25 protein-coding genes are annotated in these 18,361 nt (G+C 65.4%); 9 read left to right on the top strand and 16 right to left on the bottom strand.

All coding sequences use genetic code 11. The features are described from left to right. The first annotated feature begins 465 nt into the window (after window positions 1-465). Window positions 466-1,158, top strand: coding sequence for a pyrimidine 5'-nucleotidase (locus FG95_RS17495; protein ID WP_235211610.1), 693 nt, complete (start codon window positions 466-468; stop codon window positions 1,156-1,158). Further along, window positions 1,155-1,997, top strand: coding sequence for a 2,3,4,5-tetrahydropyridine-2,6-dicarboxylate N-succinyltransferase (dapD, locus tag FG95_RS17490; RefSeq protein ID WP_037557504.1), 843 nt, complete (start codon window positions 1,155-1,157; stop codon window positions 1,995-1,997). The genes FG95_RS17495 and dapD overlap by 4 nt, the downstream gene beginning before the upstream one ends. Before the next feature lie 91 nt (window positions 1,998-2,088). Here dapD and gpmA read toward each other — a convergent pair whose 3' ends face one another. Both gpmA and FG95_RS20840 read right to left on the bottom strand, forming a co-directional pair. Continuing rightward, on the bottom strand, window positions 2,089-2,775 hold the full coding sequence (gene gpmA, locus FG95_RS17485) for a 2,3-diphosphoglycerate-dependent phosphoglycerate mutase (RefSeq protein WP_037557503.1): 687 nt from the start codon (window positions 2,773-2,775) through the stop codon (window positions 2,089-2,091). Window positions 2,776-3,060: 285 nt separating this feature from the next. Further along, on the bottom strand, window positions 3,061-3,237 hold the full coding sequence (locus FG95_RS20840; RefSeq protein ID WP_161786574.1) for a hypothetical protein: 177 nt from the start codon (window positions 3,235-3,237) through the stop codon (window positions 3,061-3,063). On the opposite strand from FG95_RS20840, the gene FG95_RS17480 reads away from it, so the two are divergent. Further along, complete coding sequence (locus FG95_RS17480) at window positions 3,236-3,691, top strand: Hsp20 family protein (protein WP_037557502.1); 456 nt, start codon at window positions 3,236-3,238, stop codon at window positions 3,689-3,691. The two genes, FG95_RS20840 and FG95_RS17480, sit on opposite strands and share 2 nt — an antisense overlap. 166 nt (window positions 3,692-3,857) lie before the next feature. Here FG95_RS17480 and FG95_RS17475 read toward each other — a convergent pair whose 3' ends face one another. The 12 genes from FG95_RS17475 to FG95_RS17420 all read right to left on the bottom strand — a co-directional run bounded on the left by FG95_RS17475 (window position 3,858) and on the right by FG95_RS17420 (window position 12,481). Then, window positions 3,858-4,331, bottom strand: a complete 474-nt coding sequence (locus FG95_RS17475) for a GNAT family N-acetyltransferase (protein ID WP_037557501.1) — start codon at window positions 4,329-4,331, stop codon at window positions 3,858-3,860. Then, the gene (locus FG95_RS17470; protein ID WP_037557500.1) at window positions 4,328-5,437 is read right to left on the bottom strand and encodes a M14 family metallopeptidase; all 1,110 of its coding nucleotides are present in this window, start codon (window positions 5,435-5,437) and stop codon (window positions 4,328-4,330) included. Before FG95_RS17470 ends, FG95_RS17475 begins: the two co-directional genes overlap by 4 nt. Next, a complete protein-coding gene (locus tag FG95_RS17465) occupies window positions 5,434-6,081 on the bottom strand; it encodes a DUF4136 domain-containing protein (protein ID WP_037557499.1) in 648 nt (215 codons plus the stop codon). Before FG95_RS17465 ends, FG95_RS17470 begins: the two co-directional genes overlap by 4 nt. Before the next feature lie 243 nt (window positions 6,082-6,324). Further along, on the bottom strand, window positions 6,325-6,948 hold the full coding sequence (locus FG95_RS17460; RefSeq protein WP_235211609.1) for a cell wall hydrolase: 624 nt from the start codon (window positions 6,946-6,948) through the stop codon (window positions 6,325-6,327). Between the two features lie 236 nt (window positions 6,949-7,184). After that, window positions 7,185-7,523, bottom strand: coding sequence for a DUF1491 family protein (locus FG95_RS17455; RefSeq protein WP_235211608.1), 339 nt, complete (start codon window positions 7,521-7,523; stop codon window positions 7,185-7,187). 158 nt (window positions 7,524-7,681) lie between these two features. After that, entirely contained in the window at window positions 7,682-8,146 is a 465-nt protein-coding gene (locus tag FG95_RS17450) for a PTS sugar transporter subunit IIA (RefSeq protein WP_037557497.1), read from the bottom strand. A gap of 148 nt (window positions 8,147-8,294) precedes the next feature. Beyond that, window positions 8,295-8,867, bottom strand: coding sequence for a ribosome hibernation-promoting factor, HPF/YfiA family (gene hpf, locus FG95_RS17445; protein ID WP_037557496.1), 573 nt, complete (start codon window positions 8,865-8,867; stop codon window positions 8,295-8,297). A 44-nt stretch (window positions 8,868-8,911) separates the two neighbouring features. Beyond that, window positions 8,912-9,613, bottom strand: coding sequence for a DNA polymerase III subunit epsilon (gene dnaQ / locus FG95_RS17440; RefSeq protein WP_037557495.1), 702 nt, complete (start codon window positions 9,611-9,613; stop codon window positions 8,912-8,914). 19 nt (window positions 9,614-9,632) lie between these two features. Beyond that, window positions 9,633-10,256 (bottom strand): dephospho-CoA kinase, encoded by a 624-nt coding sequence (coaE, locus tag FG95_RS17435; protein ID WP_052182470.1) that lies wholly within the window; start codon window positions 10,254-10,256, stop codon window positions 9,633-9,635. Between the two features lie 7 nt (window positions 10,257-10,263). Continuing rightward, window positions 10,264-11,079, bottom strand: coding sequence for a shikimate dehydrogenase (aroE, locus tag FG95_RS17430; RefSeq protein ID WP_037557494.1), 816 nt, complete (start codon window positions 11,077-11,079; stop codon window positions 10,264-10,266). Then, window positions 11,076-11,672 (bottom strand): Maf family protein, encoded by a 597-nt coding sequence (locus tag FG95_RS17425; RefSeq protein ID WP_081933224.1) that lies wholly within the window; start codon window positions 11,670-11,672, stop codon window positions 11,076-11,078. The genes aroE and FG95_RS17425 overlap by 4 nt, the downstream gene beginning before the upstream one ends. Then, complete coding sequence (locus FG95_RS17420; protein WP_037557493.1) at window positions 11,669-12,481, bottom strand: pyruvate, water dikinase regulatory protein; 813 nt, start codon at window positions 12,479-12,481, stop codon at window positions 11,669-11,671. The genes FG95_RS17425 and FG95_RS17420 overlap by 4 nt, the downstream gene beginning before the upstream one ends. Window positions 12,482-12,828: 347 nt before the next feature. On the opposite strand from FG95_RS17420, the gene hemE reads away from it, so the two are divergent. The 6 genes from hemE (at window position 12,829) to FG95_RS17390 (ending at window position 17,251) form a co-directional block, all read left to right on the top strand. Then, window positions 12,829-13,857, top strand: coding sequence for a uroporphyrinogen decarboxylase (hemE, locus tag FG95_RS17415; RefSeq protein ID WP_037557492.1), 1,029 nt, complete (start codon window positions 12,829-12,831; stop codon window positions 13,855-13,857). 33 nt (window positions 13,858-13,890) lie between these two features. After that, entirely contained in the window at window positions 13,891-14,307 is a 417-nt protein-coding gene (locus FG95_RS17410) for a CopD family protein (RefSeq protein WP_409581468.1), read from the top strand. 195 nt (window positions 14,308-14,502) lie between these two features. After that, entirely contained in the window at window positions 14,503-15,759 is a 1,257-nt protein-coding gene (rho, locus tag FG95_RS17405) for a transcription termination factor Rho (protein ID WP_037557490.1), read from the top strand. A gap of 9 nt (window positions 15,760-15,768) precedes the next feature. Then, window positions 15,769-16,050: an antibiotic biosynthesis monooxygenase family protein gene (locus FG95_RS17400; RefSeq protein ID WP_037557489.1), complete on the top strand. Its 282-nt coding sequence runs from the start codon at window positions 15,769-15,771 to the stop codon at window positions 16,048-16,050. Between the two features lie 59 nt (window positions 16,051-16,109). Further along, window positions 16,110-16,772 carry a TerC family protein gene (locus FG95_RS17395; RefSeq protein WP_409581488.1) on the top strand — a complete coding sequence of 221 codons (663 nt, stop codon included), beginning with the start codon at window positions 16,110-16,112 and terminating at the stop codon, window positions 16,770-16,772. Window positions 16,773-16,864: 92 nt separating this feature from the next. Then, the gene (locus FG95_RS17390; RefSeq protein WP_235211607.1) at window positions 16,865-17,251 is read left to right on the top strand and encodes a DUF1489 domain-containing protein; all 387 of its coding nucleotides are present in this window, start codon (window positions 16,865-16,867) and stop codon (window positions 17,249-17,251) included. Here the strand turns inward: FG95_RS17390 and FG95_RS17385 are convergent. Further along, window positions 17,248-17,652 (bottom strand): nuclear transport factor 2 family protein, encoded by a 405-nt coding sequence (locus tag FG95_RS17385; RefSeq protein ID WP_037557487.1) that lies wholly within the window; start codon window positions 17,650-17,652, stop codon window positions 17,248-17,250. The two genes, FG95_RS17390 and FG95_RS17385, sit on opposite strands and share 4 nt — an antisense overlap. Then, entirely contained in the window at window positions 17,649-18,347 is a 699-nt protein-coding gene (locus FG95_RS17380) for a dienelactone hydrolase family protein (RefSeq protein ID WP_037557486.1), read from the bottom strand. Before FG95_RS17380 ends, FG95_RS17385 begins: the two co-directional genes overlap by 4 nt. Between the last annotated feature and the right edge of the window lie 14 nt (window positions 18,348-18,361).

The raw sequence follows: 18,361 nt of genomic DNA, 5'->3' as shown, positions 1-18,361 counted from the left end.
GGTTGGCGCCGGAGCGGGCGGGGGCGCCGGCGTCGGCGACGGACGGACGCTGCCGCTGCCTCCGCCACCGCAGCCGCCAAGCGAAAGCGCGGCGATGCCGAGCAAAAGGGGTAAAGACCGTCCAGCCATCCACCGGATGCGGCTGCGTCGGTTCGCGTCGGCCATGACCGTTCCCCTTGTCCTGATGCCCGCCTTTTAGCGCGACGGATGCACCAAGGGTAGCATCATGCGGTTAATTGCGGGTTCCCGTTCCTCCCTGCCGCCTAGCGGTGGGGAGGGGGACCGTCCGCGAAGCGGATGGTGGAGGGGCTGCGGCGGTGCGCCAAAGCCCCTCCGTCAGCGCTGCGCCGAGGGCGCAGTTTATCCGGAGCGCCTGCAAGGCAGTCGAAGGGCGCTGCGACCTCCCCATGGCTTCGCCACAGGGAGGATATTTCGAGCGCCTTGCCGCTGCCCACCGCAGCCTTTATGCGCCCGGTCATCATGCCCCCCGCACTCGACCATATCGACAGCTGGATTTTCGATCTCGACAACACGCTCTATGCGCCGTCGGCGAAGCTGTTCGACCTGATCGACGCGCGCATGGGCGCCTTCATCATGCGGCTGTTGAACGTCGATGCCGCCGAGGCGCGGCGGGTGCAGAAGCAATATTTTCACGATCATGGCACGACGATGGCGGGGCTGATGCGCCACCACGGCGTGCACCCCGAGGATTTTCTGGTCGACGTCCACGACATCGCGCTCGACCGGCTGAGCGTCGACGCGCGGCTGCGCGCCGGGCTCGAGCGGCTGCCGGGGCGCAGGATGGTCTTCACCAATGCCGATGCCGATTATGCGGCGCGCGTGCTCGAAGCGCGCGGGATCGCCGACCTGTTCGACGGCATCTGCGATATCCGGATCACGCGCTATACGCCCAAGCCCGACGCGGCGGCTTATGATATGATGGTCGCGCACCTCGGCGTCGATCCGGTGAAGAGCCTGTTCGTCGAGGATATGGCGCGCAACCTGACCCCGGCGAAGCGGCTGGGGATGACGACCGTGTGGCTGGACAATGGCAGCGAAAGCGGCCATCGGGACCACCTGCCGGACCATGTCGATTTCCACGCGACCGACATCGCCGACTGGCTCGATACCTTGCCTTCACCTTGGGGAATTTCATGACGACCGACCTGCAGAGCACGATCGAAGCCGCGTGGGACGCGCGCGACACGCTGGGGCTGACCACGACCGGCGCGGTGCGCGAGGCGGTCGAGAGTGCGCTCGCGGGGCTCGACGACGGCAGCTACCGCGTCGCCGAGCGCGATGCCGGCGGTAGCTGGCAGGTCAACCAATGGCTGAAGAAGGCGGTGCTGCTGTCGTTCCGCCTCAATGACATGGAGATCATCGAGGGCGGCGCCGGCGGCGCGACCTGGTGGGACAAGGTGCCGTCGAAATTCGCGGGATGGGGCGAGAACCGCTTTCGCGACGCGGGCTTTCGCGCCGTCCCCGGATCGATCGTCCGCCGCGGCGCCTTTATCAGCAAGGGCGCGGTGCTGATGCCGAGCTTCGTCAATATCGGCGCCTATGTCGGCGAGGGATCGATGGTCGACGCCTGGGCGACCGTCGGCAGCTGCGCGCAGATCGGCGCGAACGTCCATCTGTCGGGCGGCGCGGGCATCGGCGGCGTGCTCGAACCCTTGCAGGCCGGGCCGGTGGTGATCGAGGACGGCGCCTTCATCGGCGCGCGCGCCGAGGTCGCCGAGGGGGTGATCGTGCGCGAAGGCGCGGTGCTGTCGATGGGGGTATACCTCGGCGCGTCGACCAAGATCGTCGACCGTGCGACGGGCGAAGTCTTCATGGGCGAGGTTCCCGCTTATTCGGTCGTCGTGCCGGGATCGCTGCCGGGCAAGCCGCTGCCCGACGGGACACCGGGACCGTCGCTTTACTGCGCGGTGATCGTCAAACGCGTCGACGCCAAGACGCGCGCGAAGACCGGGATCAACGAGCTGCTGCGCGACTGATTGTTTTCCCGGCGTCCCCGCGCAAGCGAGGTCGGCTGGTACTGTTGCGCTGGATCGATAGCGGCCCCCGCCTTCGCGGGGGCGACGGTTATTACCGCTCGCTGAGATAATAGCGTTCGCGCGCGGTCAGATCGTCGGCGAGGTCGTAGACGATCGGCTGGCCGGTCGGGATTTCGAGGCCGGTGATGTCGGCGTCCGAAATGCCCGAGAGATGCTTGACGAGCGCGCGCAGGCTGTTGCCGTGCGCCGAGATCAGCACCGTTTTGCCCGCGGCGAGTTCGGGGACGATGGCGGCTTCATAATAGGGAAGCACGCGCGCGATCGTGTCCTTGAGGCTTTCGGTCGAGGGAATCGCGATGCCGGCGTAGCGCGGGTCGCCCGACAGGTCCCATTCCGAGCCGGCGTCGAGCGGCGGCGGGGGGATGTCGAAGCTGCGGCGCCAGATCTTGACCTGCTCGTCGCCATGCTTCGCCGCGGTCTCGGCCTTGTCGAGCCCGGTGAGGCCGCCATAATGGCGCTCGTTGAGGCGCCAGTCCTTGGTGACGGGGAGCCAGAGGCGGCCCATCGCCTCGAGCGCGAGGTTCAATGTCTTGATCGCGCGCGTCTGGACCGAGGTGAAGCAGGTGTCGGGCGCGACGCCCTTTGCCTTCATCAGCTCGCCGGCGGCCCAGGCTTCGGCCGCACCCTTTTCGGTGACATCGACATCCCACCAGCCGGTGAAGCGGTTTTCGAGATTCCACTGCGACTGGCCGTGACGGATGAGGATGAGCTGGGGCATTTCAGGTCCTTGCGCTGGAGGAGAGTTGCCGCCCCTTTAGACCCTGTTTCAGCAAGATTGAAGCGACGAGATCGTCCAGCGAGCTGTGCTGGGGAGAAGCGTTGTGCGGCGCGGGCCGGCGGCCCGTGCAAACGGCGCGGCGCGCCCAGCGCGGCTCGCTGGACGACCGCCTGCGGCGGCGGGCCGATTTTACCGCGAGGACGTCGTTGCTCGTCGGTCACGATGGAAAACCATCGCTCCCTCCTCGCGCCTCGCCTCGCGGCAAAATCGGCTCCGTCTCGCGTTTCAATCTTGCTGAAACAGGGTCTGGCGCGGCTTTTCGCCGAACGCCAACCGCCCTCTTGAAATGGTTTCAGCTGCACCCAGATTTGCCTCGTCCGGCCGCCGATACGGGGCCGGGTGGCGATCGCGGCGCGCGCCGCGGTCCCTTTGCTTCGCTTTTTGGAGGAAGGAATGAATCATGCGTAACAGCTTCGACTGGACCCCCTATCGCCGTTCGACCGTCGGCTTCGACCGATTGTTCGATTTCCTCGAAACCGGCGGTTCGGGCGCCGAAAATTATCCGCCCTTCGATATCGAAAGGCTTGCCGACGACCATTTCCGGATCACCGTGGCGGTCGCGGGTTTCAAATCCGACGAGATCGACATCACCGCGCAGCAGAATATGTTGACCGTGAGCGGCCGCAAGGCGCCCGTGGCCGAGGGCGAGACGCGTCAATTGCTCTATAGCGGCATCGCGACGCGCGCGTTCGAGCGCCGCTTCCAGCTCGCCGATTTCGTGCGGGTGAGCGCGGCCGACCTCGCCGACGGGCTGCTGACGATCGACCTGGTGCGCGAAGTGCCCGAGGCGATGAAGCCGCACAAGATCGCGATCGGCGGCACGCAGCCGGCGATCGAAGACAAGAAGGCCGCGTAAACGGAGGCCGATTTGGCTAGATGATGCGGGGTCCGGAGTCCCTTCCGGGCCCCGTTTTAGGTTCGCAATTCTTGGCCGCGCAAATCCCGTCACCCCGGACTTGATCCGGGGTCCATTCGAACCGGCGTAGCAATGGATTCCGGATCAAGTCCGGGATGACGAACGGTTAAACCTGCAGGCTTCGCGTCATAAAGCGGCTGAAAGGGTCGGGCTTGTAGTCGGCGAAGGGTTCGCACTCTTCGAAACCGTGGCGCGCGTAAAGTGCAAGCGCGGGTTCGAAAGCCGGACCCGATCCGGTTTCGAGGCTGAGGCGGTCGAGGCCGCGGCTGCGCGCTTCGGCGACGATATGGACGAGCATGCGTGCGGCGACGCCCTGCCGCAGAAAGGCGTCGTGGGTGCGCATCGACTTGATCTCGCCATGCCGCGCATCGAGCATCTTCAATGCACCGCAGCCCGCGAGTTCGTCGCCGCGGTGGATCGACCAGAAGGTCACCTCGCCCGCGCGCAGTCCGTCGAAATCGAGAAAATGACAGCTTTCGGCGGGCGAGTTCGCGAGCATGCCCGCGAAATGTTGCTCGAGCAGCGCGCGGATCGCGGCGCCCGACAGATCGTCCTCGACGATCCGCCAGGCGTCACTCACAGCATCTGGTCCAGCGTCGCGAGGCAGGCGTGGGCGAGCAGCTTCGAGCGTTCGGGCGACCACCCGCGCGCCGGGTCGGGCAGGTCGCGATTGTCCTTGAACGGCATTTCGAGCGTCATCGACACCGCGCCGAAGCGTTCGGCGAGCTGCGTCGTCGACATCGAAAGATTCGCCTGTCCCGGCCCCGATTCTTCATAGCCGAGGTCGACCTGGAAATCGGGGGTGTTCGCGGCGAGCGCGGTTTCGAACGCCTTATATTTCTCGGTCTGCTCGCTCTTCAGCGACGGGATGCCTTCGAAGCCCGCGAGGAAGACCGCGGGGATCGCCTCGTCGCCATGGACGTCCATCGCCCAGTCGACGCCGGTGGCGTCCATCGCACCCCGCACCGCGAGCACTTCGGGGCTGCGCTCGGCGGTCGGATTGTCCCATTCGCGGTTGAGGTTCACCCCGGCGAAATTGGTGCGCAGATGGCCGCGGCGCGAGCCGTCGGGGTTCATGTTCGGGACGATGTGGAAGCGGCACTTGCCGAGCAGCGAGCGCGCGTGCGGGTCGGCCGTGTCGGTGAGTTTTTCGAGCGCGCCTTCCATCCACCATTCGGCCATCGATTCGCCGGGATGCTGGCGTGCATAGAGCCAGACCTGCGTGTCGCCGGTGCCCATTTCGAGGCAGTCGATCGGCTGGCCTTCGAGGCTGGTGCCGAGGCAACGATAGGTCACGCCTTCGCATTCGGCGACCGAGGCGATCAGATCGTGGTGGCGTTCCATCGAGTAAGGCGCGAAATAGGCGATATAGAGGATCGGGCTCTCGGCGGTGTGCTGGATCGTCAGCGTGCCCGCGTCATAGCTGGTGTCGAGCCGGAACCAATATTCACGGTCATAGCTAGCGCAGGCGGCATAGCCCGGCCAGCCGTCGGGATAGGCCGATTCGGCCAGCCCGGCGATCGCGAGTTCGAGCGCGTCGCCGATGCTGCACGCAACGCGAAAGTGGAACCACTGGAAAAAGTCCGATTCGCGATCCTTGCGAATCGAAAGGCGCGCCGACGTGCCGTCGACATTTTCCACGACGATATTGCCGCTGTCGAAAGCGGCGTTGATGCTGATGGTCATTTGACGCTGATAGTGCGTCCCGATTCGCCGGGGAAGTCCTTGAATAGGGCTTCGGCCAATTTCGCCGCGGCGAGGCTGGGCTGGTTGGCGGGCGCCTTGACCGGAACCGCGGTCAGCGCGCGGCCTTCCCACAAGGCCTGGCCAGTGGCGGCATTGTCGATGCGGACGAACAGCTGAAGATCGGCCATCCGCTTCGGACCGCCGCCGAGATTGATGCCGATCCCGAGACCCACGCCCGAACCATAGCTGCCGGTCGAACCGCCGACGCCGACCGACACGGGCGAGCGGCGCCCCTCGGGCAGCTGTTCGACGCGGTCGAAGGAGATGCGGACGAGGAGCGGCGCGCGTTCGCCCGACCCGGCGGGGACCAGCCCCTGCCGCTGGAGCTGCTGGTCGACCGCGGCGCGGTAGCTGTTCCATTCGAGCGAGGGTATCGCCGCGCCCGGGGGCCGTGTCCCCGGGGCGTCGAACGTCCCCGGAGCATCGAGCGGGTCGGTCGCGATGGCGTAGCGCGTGCCCGGCGCCCAGCTTGGCGCCGCGTTGGTATGAAAGCGCGTGACTTCGACCGGCGGAACCGCGGTGGCACAGCCGCCGAGAGCGAGCGCCGCTGCAGCGAGCAGGGCGGCGAAAAGAGGACGCGTCATCCGCGCATCATGCGCCAGCAATTATGGCTTGGCAATGAACGGGATGCGCGACGATCCTCCCTGTGCCGCAGGCATGGGGAGGGGGACCGCTCGCAAAGCGAGTGGTGGAGGGGCTGCGACGTCGCGCTAATAGCCCCTCCGTCAGCGCTGCGCGCTGCCACCTCCCCATCGCTGCCCGAAGGGCAGTTCATCCTGAGCGGCCGGCCTGCCGGCCAGCCGAAGGGCGACAGGGAGGATCAAAGATCAACGATAGAAGATGTGGTTGTCGATCTGCGCGATGCGCGTCTTGCGCCAGCCCGGCGAGACGTAGCGCGCGTGGAAAAAGAGCGCGCCGGGGGCGTGGTTCTTCCAGCTGCCGTCGCGCGCGATCTGGGCGATCGCGACGGCGTTGTTCCACTGGGCGCCCTGGCGGATCGCCGGCATCCGGCCGCCGCGCACAAAGCTGAACTGGCTTTTCTGATGGACGACGCCGCACAGGCTTTTGGGGAAGCGGCCCGACTGGGCGCGATTGATCACGACATGCGCGACCGCGAGCTGGCCCGGAAGCGATTCGCCGCGCGATTCGAAATAGACCGCGCCGGCGAGGCAGCGCAGTTCGGGATCGATTTCGGCGGGCCGCGGCGTCGCGGCGACGAGTTCGGCGAGCGACGCGGCGGTCACCGGCGCCGGGGTCGGCGCGGGGTCGGCTTCGGTTTCGTTCTGGGTGCTGTCCTCGACCGGGGTTTCGATTTCGGTCGGGAGATTCGCCTGTTCCTCGACCGCCGGCGCATCGGTGCCCGGGAGGATGATGGCGGGAATATTGGCGTCGGCCGCAAGATCGCTTGCAAAGCCCGGTTCCGCCAGAAGCAGCATGGAGGCGGCAGTCATGCCGACGGCAGCCATGCCGGCCACGTTCAAAATGCGACTCATAGTGTCCGTCAAAAGGGCGGCCGATGAACCGAACCTCTCAAAACAGGCGGGGGACTATGGTCCAATATCGCCTGCGGTCATCGTCCGACTGCGTGTCCGAACCGTTTTACCGGAGCTTCGCCCAAGGCGATGCAACCCGCGGAACGACCTACGCGTTATCGAATGGGCGCCAGTTATTGTGCGCCGCAACAGAGTCAAGTTAACGCGGCCCACTCCGCGACGAGTCGTGGCGCATCTGCGATATCCAGTTCGACGATCCACAGATCGGGATCGGCTCTTCGCCGCCGCTCCTGATAATTGGCGCGCGATTCACTATCTTTTGCGTCGCTTGGGCCGACATCCTCCCAAATATAGTGGCCGCCGGGTGCGAAGCGCCGTTCGAGAAGGGGGCCGGGCTCGCCGCGATCGCTGCACTGGACGAGAATGACGCCCGACGTGTCGTCGCCTTTTGCGAGAATAGTGGCAAAACCTCCCGCTGCCTCGGTGCGGCGGAGGAGCAGGTCGACGAGGAAGCGGCTTTTGAGGCGGGTCACAACGATCCTCCCTGTCGCGATGGGGAGGTGGCAGCGGCGAAGCCGCTGACGGAGGGGCAATGACGCGACGTTACGGCCCCTCCACCATTCGCTTCGCGAACGGTCCCCCTCCCCATGGCTTCGCCACAGGGAGGATTTAGTCAACATGCTAAACGGCGTTACGCCGCGTCACGCGTTTCGGTGTCGGCGAGCAGCGCGTAGAGCGCCTCGTCATTCTTCGCACCGCGCAGCCGGTCGGCGATCGCCTCGTTGCGCAGCATCCGCGACACGCCCGCGAGCGCTTTCAGATGGTCGGCGCCGGCGTCGAGCGGCGAGAGCAGGACGAAAAGCAGGTCGACCGGCAGCCCGTCGACCGCGTTGAAATCGATCGGCCGCGCCAGTTGCAGGAACAGGCCGCGCACCCCGCCGAGGTCGGCCATCTTGGCGTGCGGCAGCGCGATGCCGCGGCCGAAGCCGGTCGAACCCAGACGCTCGCGTTCGAGCAAAGCCTCGCTGACTTCGCCGGCGTCGAGGCCGAGCGAACGGCTGGCGAGATCGCCGACGAAGGGGAAAAGCGCCTTTTTCGAATCGAGCTGAACATGCGCGCGCACGGTCGCCGGATAGAGAAGGGAAGAAAGATTCATCGTCTGGCCAAATCTTGTTAAACGCCGGCCGCCGCCAGGAACTTGGCTGGCAAGCGGTCGCGGATCTGTCGTGGCAGGCCCCCCGCCATCCCGGCTTCGGGCATCGTTGGGCGCGGCCCTTAAGCCGGATGGCGGAGAAAATCCAGCCCTATCGTGGTTCGACCCAGCCGATCGTCCCGTCGTCGCGACGATAGACCATATTATGCGTGCCGGTCTTGCTGTTGACGAAGAGCAGCGCGTTGGTGTTCCGAAGGTCGAGCATCATCACCGCGTCGGACACGCTGCTGCTGGGAATGTCGACGCGCGTTTCGGCGATGATCGCGGGCGCGTCGCCCGCATCCTCTTCGCTGCCGGCGTCGAAGACGGTGTAGGCCGCATTATCCTCGATCTCGTCGATCGTCGGCGACGGGGCCGCCACGCCATTATTATGATCCTTCAACCGCCGCATATAGCGCCTGAGCTGCTTTTCGATGCGTTCGGCCGCGCCCTCGAACGCGACATGCGCGTCCTGCGCCTGACCGTGCCCCTTGAGCACCAGCCCCTGCATCACATGCGCGACGATGTCGCACTGGAAACTGTCGTGCGGACCTTTCCCGAAGGTCGCGTGCGCCCCGATCGCGCGCGAGAAATATTTGTCGGCAATCGCGTTCATCCGGTCCGACACATGCGCCTGGAGCGCTTCGCCGGTTTCGATCTGGTGGCCAGAGACGCGGATTTCCATTTTTCTTCTCCTTCTTGGCCGGTGCGACGACAATGGGAGAGTCGTTACACCGTATCGAGCCACAGCGGCTGGTTCAGCCCTGCGACAAATTCGGCGTGCCGCGCGATTTCGGCGGCCGACGCCATATGGGGACGGGGTTCGCGAAAAGGGCGGTCGGGGCCGCGCGGCGCGGCGGGCGCGTCGGCGTCCATCGACACCGAGACGGCAGCGGCCGCCGCGAGACCGAGGCCGATCTGCCGCCCGCCGGTCATTTCGATATAGAGATGCGCGAGCAGTTCGGCGTCGAGCAGCGCGCCATGCTTGACGCGGTGGCTGCGGTCGATGCCGTAGCGCGTGCAGAGCGCGTCGAGGCTGTGCTTCGCGCCCGGATGAAGCTTGCGCGCCATCTGCACGGTGCAGCACATGCGCGCCATGTCGAGCGCGGGGCGGCCGGCGCGGGCGAGTTCGGCGTTCACGAAGCCGAAGTCGAAGGCGGCATTGTGCGCGACCAGCGGCGCATCGCCGAGGAATTCGATCAGCTCGTCGACGCGCGCCGCGAACAGCGGCTTGTCCGAGAGGAACTGGATCGACAACCCGTGCACCGCTTCGGCGGCGGCGGGCATATCGCGCTCGGGATTGAAATAGGCGTGGAAGGTGACGCCGGTTTCGCGGCGGTCGATCAGCTCGACACATCCGATTTCGACCAGCCTGTCCCCGCTTCTGGGATCGAAACCCGTGGTTTCGGTATCGAAAATAATCTCGCGCATCGAATGGATAATCTGGACCCTATCGGGCGTGGAAACAAGAGGTGATGAAACGAATTTGGCGGTGCGTCTCGCTTTTGGGGCGGCCCGTTTCGATGATGAAATCGGCGCGCGACCGCTTGACCCGATCGGGAACCTGCAGGCGGCGGATTGCCTTCAGTTTCGCAGTCGTCATGCCAGGGCGCCGCATCACGCGTTTGCGCTGCATCCACGCGGGCGCCGAAACGACCGCGATCGCGCCGACCTTGCGCCAGCCGCCCTTTTCGAAGAGCAAGGGAATGTCGAGCACGACGAAATCGCGCGCGCGGTGGCGGGCGAGGAAGCGTTTCTGGGCCTTGCCGACCGCCGGATGAACGATCGCTTCGAGCGCGGCGAGTTCATGGGTGTTGCCGAGCACGCGCGCGCCGAGTTTCTGCCGGTCGACCCCGTTCGGCCCGGTGGTGCCGGGGAAGCGCGCCTCGATCGCCGCGACGAGCGCGCCGCCGGGACCTTGCAGCCGGTGGACCATCGCATCGGCGTCGAAGACGGGGACGCCCTCGCGTTCGAACATCGCCGCGGCGGTCGACTTGCCCATGCCGATCGAGCCGGTAAGCCCGAGAATGAACGGCCGGCGCAGCCGCGAGCCGGGGCGCGGACGATGGGTCATGTCCCTATTATCCGGCCACCAGCAGCGCGCGCAATTCCTCGTCGCGGCCTTCGGGCGGCGACGCGCCGAAGAACAGCTCGAACGCGAGCGCGGCCTGACCGATGAGCATGTCGAGCCCGTCGACGGTGTCGAGCCCGCGCGCCGCCGCGGCTTTGAGCAGCCCGGTCTGGAGCGGCGAATAGACGAGGTCGTAGACGATCGCATCGTCGGGGAGCGGCGACAGGTCGAGATCGAGCGGCGGCTGGCCCGCCATGCCGAGGCTGCTCGAATTGACGAGCAGGGACACTGGCGGCAGCGGAGCGTCGAGCGCGACCACCTCGCCCTTGAGCCCGAAGGTCGCGAGCAGGCCCATCGCCTTCAGCGGCGAGCGATTGAAGATCGTCACCTTGCCGACATGGGCGCGGGCAAGCGCGAACAGCACCGCGCGCGCCGCCCCGCCGGCACCGACCACCGCGACGGGCGCGCCCTCGAGATCGAGTTCGGCGAGCGGCGAATAAAAGCCCGCGGCATCGGTGTTGGTACCGATCAGCGACCCGTCGGGCTGGCGCACGACGGTGTTCATCGCGCCGATCGTGCCGCGGATATCGCCCGGATCGTCGACGAGATCCATAACCGCCCCCTTGTGCGGCATGGTGACGTTGCAGCCGCGCCAGTCAGGATCGCTGCGGCGCTCAGCGATATAGGCGGCGAGCTCGTCGGGTTTCACATGCGCGCGGCGGTAATCGCCGGCGAGCCCCAGCGCGTCGAGCCAGAAACCGTGGATCAGCGGCGATTTCGATTGTGCGATCGGGTCGCCGATCACTTCTGCGTAAGGTGCGCTCATTGCGGCGCGAGCCCGATGGTGCGCAGCCACGCCAGCAAGGGAAGCATCGGCATGCCGATGATGGTCCAGGGGTCGCCTTCGACCCGGTCGAACAATTGCACGCCCGCCCCTTCGATTTCGTAACAGCCGACGGTCCAGCGGATGCTGTCCCAGTTTCGCGCGACATAGTCGGCGATGAAGGCGTCCGACAAGGGGCGCATCCAGAGCTTCGCCTCGCCGACCGCGCGCCAGACCGACGCGCCGTCGCGCGCGGCGACCGCGGCGCTGAACAGCCGGTGCCGCGTTCCCGCCATGCGGCGGAGATGATCGGCGGCCTCTTCGGGGCTTCCGGGTTTCGCGAGCATCGCGCCATCGTCGAGCGCGAGCGTCGAATCGGCGCCGAGCACGGTCACGCCGGGAAGCCGCGACGATATTTTGACCGCCTTCGCCTCGGCGAGCGCGTCGGCGATGTTGCGCGGCGTCTGGCCGGCGGCGAGCAGCGACGCGGTGAGCGCCTCCTCGTCGACATGCGCGGCGCTGGTTTCGAAGGTCAGCCCGGCGGCGCGAAGCATCGCGGCGCGGCCACTGCTTTGCGAGGCGAGGAGCAAGCTCATGCGTCCGTCCGGTCTTCGACGAGCTTGATCACCGCGGCGGCGGTTTCCTCGATCGAGCGGCGCGTCACGTCGATCACCGGCCAGCCATTGTCGGCGAACATCCGCCGCGCATAAGCGAGTTCGGCCTTGACGCGTTCGTCGTCGACATAGGAGGTTTCGGGCGCCTGATTCAGCGACAGCAGCCGGTTGCGGCGAACCTGGACGAGCCGGTCGAGCCCGGTCGTCAGCCCGACGATCATCGGGCGCTTCAGGTTGAACAGCGCGTTCGGCGGCGGCGATTCGGGAACGATCGGGATATTCGCGGTCTTGAAGCCGCGGTTGGCAAGATAGATGCTCGTCGGCGTTTTCGACGTGCGCGACACGCCGGCGAGAACGATGTCGGCCTGTTCCCAATTTTCCCAGCCGATGCCGTCGTCGTGCGCGACGGTAAATTGAATCGCCTCGACGCGCGCGAAATAGGCGGCGTCGAGAACGTGCTGGCGGCCCGGACGCGCCTTCGCTTCCTGCCCGAGCATCCGCGACAGCGCGTCGGTGACCGCGTCGAGCGCGGCGACGGTCGGCAGGCCCTGCGCCCCCGCGCGGCGTTCGAGGCTGGCGCGCAGCTCGCCATTGACGAGGGTGAAGAGGATCATGCCGGGGCTCGCCTGCACTTCGGCCATGATCCGGTCGAGATGCGATTCCGACCGCACCATCGGCCAGAAATGGCGCACCACCTCGACATCGTCGAACTGCGCGATCGCCGCCTTGGCGATATTTTCGAGCGTCTCGCCCGTGGAATCGGATATGAGGTGAAGGTGAAGCCGGCCCATCGCGCCACCATGGCGGGAGTCCGCGAAAAAAGGCAATGCCGGATCACGCCCGCGACGACGAAAAGCCCCTGTGGATAAATTTGGCAAAAGCCCCGGGATGATTTCGGCAGGCAGGATTCATCCCCGGCCGTGTCGATTCCGCTCCACCGCTTATCCACATGGGACGAATCTTATCCACAGGCTGTGAATTAGGGGGACTGTGCAAGGCGACTCCGGGGCGTGACCCGCAACGCCCCGAGTCAAGCTGTTGGCAAAAAGGACGCCCCGGCCTAAAGCCGCCTTGTCCGCCGACCTACAAACCACCACAATCATATTTAAAACTATATGAAGAGAGAAAGAGGGGCCGCGTGAAGGCGTCACCGAAGAAGCTGCTCGCGACGCTGCGCGGGGTGCGGCAGGAACGCCCGCCGCTCTGGCTGATGCGCCAAGCCGGACGCTATCTGCCCGAATATCGCGCGCTCCGCGAGACCAAGGGCGGTTTTCTCGAGCTCTGCTACGATCCCGAGGCCGCCGCCGAAGTGACGCTGCAGCCGATCCGCCGTTTCGGCTTCGACGGGTCGATCCTCTTTTCCGACATTCTCGTCATCCCGCACGCGCTCGGTCAGCATCTGTGGTTCGAAGCGGGCGAGGGGCCGCGGCTCGCGCCGCCGCTCGTCGACAGCGCTTTGGCGTTGCTCGAGGCGGCACCCGAGCGGCTCGACCCGGTTTATGCAACCGTCGCGCGCGTCGCGGCGGCGCTGCCGCCCGAGACGACTTTCTTGGGCTTCGCCGGAAGCCCATGGACCGTCGCGACCTATATGGTGGCGGGACAGGGGTCGAAGGACCAGGCTGCGGCGCGGCGCATGGCGTTCGGCGATCCCGAAGCCTTCCAGGCGATCGTCGACGCGATCGTCGAGCTGACCATCACCTATTTGTCGGGGCAGATCGAAAATGGCGTCGACGCGGTGCAATTGTTCGACAGCTGGGCGGGCAGTCTTTCCCCCGCCCAATATGAGCAATGGGTGATCGCCCCCAACGCCGAGATCGTGCGGCGGATCAAGGCGCTGCATCCCGATACGCCGGTCATCGGCTTTCCGAAGGGTGCCGGGGGCAAGCTTCGCGCCTATGCCGACGAGACCGGAGTCGACGCGATCGGTCTCGACGAGACGGTAGACCCTATATGGGCCGACGCCGCGCTGCCGGCGCATCTGCCCGTGCAGGGCAATCTCGACCCGCTCGCGCTCGTCGCGGGCGGCGGCGCGCTCGATGCGGCGATCGACCGCATCCTTGCGGCTTTCCCGTCGCGTCCCCATATCTTCAATCTCGGCCATGGCATCGTGCCCGACACGCCGATCGCGCATGTCGAACATCTCATCAAACGCGTTCGCGGCGGATAATCTATGGAACTGGCAGGTTTTTTGGGGGCGACGATGCTTTGGATCAAAGCCGCGCATATCATTTTCGTGATTTTCCTGATGGCCGGCCTGTTCATGATGCCGCGCTTCTTCGTCTATCATCATCAGGCTCCGGTCGGGTCCGACGAGGACAAGAAGTGGATCGAGCGCGAGGACCGGCTGCGGCGGATCATTTTGAACCCGTCGCTGATCATCGTCTGGATCTTTGGGCTGATGCTCGCCTTCAACGGCGATTATTGGCGCGAGGGCTGGTTTATCGCCAAATTGCTGCTCGTGATCGCGCTGTCGGGTTATCACGGCTGGATGATCGGCTATTTCAAGAAGCTCAAGAAGGGCGAGCGCCCGCTCAGCGAAAAACAGCTCAGGATGCTCAACGAGGTGCCCGGCGTCGCCGCGGCGATCATCGTCATCCTCGTCGTCGTGCGACCCTGACCTTCATCGCCCCGGCGCAGCCCGATTGACTTGATCCGAAGCCGGTTATAGGGGCGATTCAACCCCGTTCCATACGGGCGGCGCGTCCCCCGCGCCGATGCTATCGAAACGGTCGTCCCACGGCCGGATAGGCACCCCCGCGGTGCGACAAATTCGCGTCCTATTTTTCCCGAAGACCTACCTGGAATCCATCCAATGCACCTCAAAGAACTCAAGACCAAGGCGCCCGCCCAACTCGTCGAAATGGCGGAAGAACTGGGTGTCGAAGGCGCATCGACGCTGCGCAAGCAGGACCTGATGTTCTCGATCCTGAAGGAACTCGCCGAAGAGGGCGAGGAAATCATCGGATCGGGGACGATCGAGGTTCTCCCCGACTCGTTCGGTTTCCTGCGCTCGTCGGACGCGAACTATCTCGCGGGCCCCGACGACATCTATGTCTCGCCGAACCAGGTCCGCAAATATGGCCTGCGCACCGGCGACACGGTCGAGGGCGAGATTCGCGCCCCGCGCGACGGCGAACGCTATTTCGCGCTGACCAAGCTGATCAAGGTCAATTTCGACGATCCCGAAGCGGTGCGTCACCGCGTCAATTTCGACAACCTCACCCCGCTCTATCCGAACCAGAAGCTGTCGCTCGACACCGTCGACCCGACCGTCAAGGACAAGTCGGCGCGCGTCATCGACCTCGTCAGCCCGCAGGGCAAGGGCCAGCGCGCGCTGATCGTCGCGCCGCCGCGCACCGGCAAGACGGTGCTGCTGCAGAATATCGCCAAGGCGATCACCGACAACCACCCCGAGGTCTACCTCATCGTCCTCCTCGTCGACGAACGTCCCGAGGAAGTCACCGACATGCAGCGCAGCGTGAATGGCGAAGTCGTCTCCTCGACCTTCGACGAGCCCGCGACGCGCCACGTCCAGGTCGCCGAAATGGTGATCGAAAAGGCGAAGCGCCTCGTCGAGCACAAGAAGGACGTCGTCATCCTGCTCGACTCGATCACGCGCCTCGGCCGCGCTTACAACACCGTCGTTCCCTCGTCGGGCAAGGTGCTGACCGGCGGTGTCGATGCCAATGCGCTCCAGCGGCCGAAGCGCTTCTTCGGCGCGGCGCGCAACATCGAGGAAGGCGGTTCGCTGTCGATCATCGCGACCGCGCTGATCGACACCGGCAGCCGCATGGACGAGGTGATCTTCGAGGAATTCAAGGGCACGGGCAATTCGGAAATCGTGCTCGACCGCAAGGTCGCCGACAAACGCATCTTCCCGAGCCTCGACGTCGGCAAGTCGGGCACCCGCAAGGAAGAATTGCTCGTCGAGAAGGACAAGCTGTCGAAAATGTGGGTGCTGCGCCGCATCCTCATGCAGATGGGCACCGTCGACGCGATGGAATTCCTGCTCGACAAGATCAAGGATTCGAAGACCAACGAGGATTTCTTCGACAGCATGAACCAGTAAGCCCGGGTCATGGCGGTGATCGAACACGCCCTGCTGCCCGTTCGTGCGGGAAGCGAGGCGGCTGTGGCAGAGGCAAAGCCGCTGATCGAAGCCTCACCGGGCTTTATCTCGCTCAAAATTTTCCGCCCGGCCGCAACCGGACAGGCTTATCTGCTGTTGGTCGAATGGAGGTCTGTCGCGGATCATCGCGACGGCTTCCGGCAATCGGACCGCTACGGACGGTGGCGGGCGTTGCTGCATCGCTTTTATGACCCTATTCCAGAGGTCAGTTATTTCGGAGAGCCGCTGTGATTTTGGAATTTCTGACTCAGGCCGCGTCGCACGCCGGCGGTTTCGGCGGCCCCGCCGGAATGTGGGACGCGATCGTCAAGGATTTCTCTAACATTACCGAGCCGGCCGCCTTCGCGGCGTTCCTGCAGGTGCTGATGATCGACCTCGTCCTGGCGGGCGACAATGCGATCGTCGTCGGCGCACTCGCCGCGGGGCTGCCCGCCGACCAGCGCAAGAAGGTCATCCTGATCGGCGTGCTCGCCGCGCTGGTTCTTCGCATCGCTTTCGCGCTCGTCGTGACGCAGTTGATGCAGATCGTCGGGCTGATCTTCGTCGGCGGGCTGCTCCTGATCTGGGTGGCATGGAAAATGTGGCGCGAACTGCGCCACACGGGCCAGTCGCAGGGTTCGCCCGAGATTGCGGGCGATGAACATTCGGGCCTGAAGCCCGCCAAGAGCTTCGCGGGTGCCGCCTGGGCGGTGGCGGTCGCCGACGTCAGCATGAGCCTCGACAATGTGCTCGCGGTCGCGGGTGCCGCGCGCGAGCACCCCGGCATCCTGATCGTCGGCTTGATCTTTGCCGTCGCGCTGATGGGCATCGCGGCGAATATCATTGCCCAATATATCGAGCGTTACCGCTGGATCGCCTATCTCGGCCTCGCGGTGATCGTCTATGTCGCGGTCAAGATGATCTACGACGGCTGGGTCGACCCGAGCGTCGGCGTCGGAACCTTGTTCGGCTGACCGGTTTTCAGCGTAAAATGAAAGGGCCAGCCTCGTGAGGGGCTGGCTTTTTCGTATCGGCTTCCCATCTCGCGATCATGCCCCAGCTCCATATGACCCGCGTCGCCGTCGGCTGCTCCGATTATCCTGCGCTTGAGGCACGGATCGCCAATTACGCCGCCGATGGCGAGATCCGTTTCGCGACACGCTTCCGGCCCAAGCGCGCCGACGAGCTGATCGGCGGCAAGCTGCATTTCATCGTCAAACACACGCTCGTCGCGCGCGTCGAAATCCTGCGCTTCGACGATCGTAGTGATGGCCGCGTCGACATTGTCTGCGTCGCCGACCTCGAGCGCGTGCACCCGCAGCCGAAGCGGGCGCACCAGGGGTGGCGGTACCTGATCGATGCCGATGCGCCCAAGGGTATCGACGATGCGAGCGGGATCGGCGCGTTGCCGCCCGAACTGTATCGCGAGCTTGCCGAGCTCAGCCTGATCTAGCTTGCGGCCTGCGCTGCGAGCATTTCGGCCATTTTTTCCCAGACCTTGTTGATCGCCTTGAGCGGCCTGACCATCACCTTGAAATCTTCTATCTTTCCGTCGGCGTTCCACCGGATGATGTCGACCCCGTTGATCTGGATGCCGTCGAGGATGCTCTGAAACTCAAGGACGGCTTGGTTGCCGTCGACGATCTCGCGCAGATAGCGGAAATCGTCGCCGCCGAGGACATGGCTCGCGGCGTGGAGATAGGCGAAGACCTTGTCGCGCCCTTCCTGCGGCGTGTGGACGACGGGCGAGTGGAACACCGCATCCTCGGCGAGCAGGTCGCGCAAGGCCCGCGGGGCGCCGCCGCCCGCCATATAGGCGTGCCAGGCGGCGAGACCGGGATGCGGCGCGGTCATGCGAGATGCTCGGCGAAAAAGGCGCGCGTGCGGCCGTCGGCGAGCTGCGCGCCGTCCTCGTCGCGCCGGTTGCCCATCGTCGCGGCAAAGCCGTGGTCGAGCCCCGGATAATCGTGAAGCGTCACCTTCGGATGCGGATCGAGCCCTTCGTGAATCCGCTTTTGCGCATCATGGTCGACGAGATGATCCTCGGTCGGGATATGGAGCATCAGCGGCCGCGCGATCGCGTGGCTTTCGTTCAGCATCTGGTCGATCATGACGCCATAATAGCCGACCGACGCATCGATATCGGTGCGCGCCGCGGTCATATAGGCGAGGCGGCCGCCGAGACAGAAGCCCACCGCACCGACCTTGCTCGCACCCTGGCCGTGCAGCCAGCGGATGGCCGCCTCGATATCCTTCACCCCGTCGTCGGCATCATATTGGGCGAAATAGCCGAAGGCTTCCTGCAGCTCGGCCTCGACATCGGGATTGAGCTCGACCCCGGGCGCGAAGCGCCAGAAGATGTCCGGTGCGATCGCGAGATAGCCTTCGGCCGCCCAATCGTCGCATTTCTTGCGAATCCCTTCGTTGATCCCGAAAATTTCGGGAATGACGATGATCGCGCGCGAGCTGTCGGCGTCGGGGCGCGCGACATAAGCGGGAATTTCGTTCGTCCCGTCGAGTGCGGGGATCGAGATGTTGGTCGCGGCCATGCGGGGAGCTCTCC

Source organism: Sphingopyxis sp. LC363 (assembly GCF_000756385.1).
Classification (GTDB): Bacteria; Pseudomonadota; Alphaproteobacteria; order Sphingomonadales; family Sphingomonadaceae; genus Sphingopyxis.
The sequence above is the reverse complement of the archived record's forward strand: the minus strand, read 5'-3'. Positions and strand labels throughout refer to the sequence as shown.

Coding starts and splice junctions, on each gene's coding strand:
- FG95_RS17480 (WP_037557502.1), top strand. CDS start 3,236: ATGCGTAACAGCTTCGACTGGACCCCCTATCGCCGTTCGACCGTCGGC.
- FG95_RS17465 (WP_037557499.1), bottom strand. CDS start 6,081: ATGACGCGTCCTCTTTTCGCCGCCCTGCTCGCTGCAGCGGCGCTCGCT.
- FG95_RS17385 (WP_037557487.1), bottom strand. CDS start 17,652: ATGACCGCGCCGCATCCCGGTCTCGCCGCCTGGCACGCCTATATGGCG.
- FG95_RS17390 (WP_235211607.1), top strand. CDS start 16,865: ATGACCCGCGTCGCCGTCGGCTGCTCCGATTATCCTGCGCTTGAGGCA.
- FG95_RS17470 (WP_037557500.1), bottom strand. CDS start 5,437: ATGACCATCAGCATCAACGCCGCTTTCGACAGCGGCAATATCGTCGTG.
- FG95_RS20840 (WP_161786574.1), bottom strand. CDS start 3,237: ATGATTCATTCCTTCCTCCAAAAAGCGAAGCAAAGGGACCGCGGCGCG.
- rho (WP_037557490.1), top strand. CDS start 14,503: ATGCACCTCAAAGAACTCAAGACCAAGGCGCCCGCCCAACTCGTCGAA.
- dapD (WP_037557504.1), top strand. CDS start 1,155: ATGACGACCGACCTGCAGAGCACGATCGAAGCCGCGTGGGACGCGCGC.
- FG95_RS17400 (WP_037557489.1), top strand. CDS start 15,769: ATGGCGGTGATCGAACACGCCCTGCTGCCCGTTCGTGCGGGAAGCGAG.
- FG95_RS17410 (WP_409581468.1), top strand. CDS start 13,891: ATGCTTTGGATCAAAGCCGCGCATATCATTTTCGTGATTTTCCTGATG.
- FG95_RS17380 (WP_037557486.1), bottom strand. CDS start 18,347: ATGGCCGCGACCAACATCTCGATCCCCGCACTCGACGGGACGAACGAA.
- hpf (WP_037557496.1), bottom strand. CDS start 8,867: ATGGAAATCCGCGTCTCTGGCCACCAGATCGAAACCGGCGAAGCGCTC.
- gpmA (WP_037557503.1), bottom strand. CDS start 2,775: ATGCCCCAGCTCATCCTCATCCGTCACGGCCAGTCGCAGTGGAATCTC.
- FG95_RS17495 (WP_235211610.1), top strand. CDS start 466: ATGCGCCCGGTCATCATGCCCCCCGCACTCGACCATATCGACAGCTGG.
- FG95_RS17420 (WP_037557493.1), bottom strand. CDS start 12,481: ATGGGCCGGCTTCACCTTCACCTCATATCCGATTCCACGGGCGAGACG.
- FG95_RS17460 (WP_235211609.1), bottom strand. CDS start 6,948: ATGACTGCCGCCTCCATGCTGCTTCTGGCGGAACCGGGCTTTGCAAGC.
- dnaQ (WP_037557495.1), bottom strand. CDS start 9,613: ATGCGCGAGATTATTTTCGATACCGAAACCACGGGTTTCGATCCCAGA.
- FG95_RS17425 (WP_081933224.1), bottom strand. CDS start 11,672: ATGAGCTTGCTCCTCGCCTCGCAAAGCAGTGGCCGCGCCGCGATGCTT.
- coaE (WP_052182470.1), bottom strand. CDS start 10,256: ATGACCCATCGTCCGCGCCCCGGCTCGCGGCTGCGCCGGCCGTTCATT.
- FG95_RS17450 (WP_037557497.1), bottom strand. CDS start 8,146: ATGAATCTTTCTTCCCTTCTCTATCCGGCGACCGTGCGCGCGCATGTT.
- aroE (WP_037557494.1), bottom strand. CDS start 11,079: ATGAGCGCACCTTACGCAGAAGTGATCGGCGACCCGATCGCACAATCG.
- FG95_RS17395 (WP_409581488.1), top strand. CDS start 16,110: ATGTGGGACGCGATCGTCAAGGATTTCTCTAACATTACCGAGCCGGCC.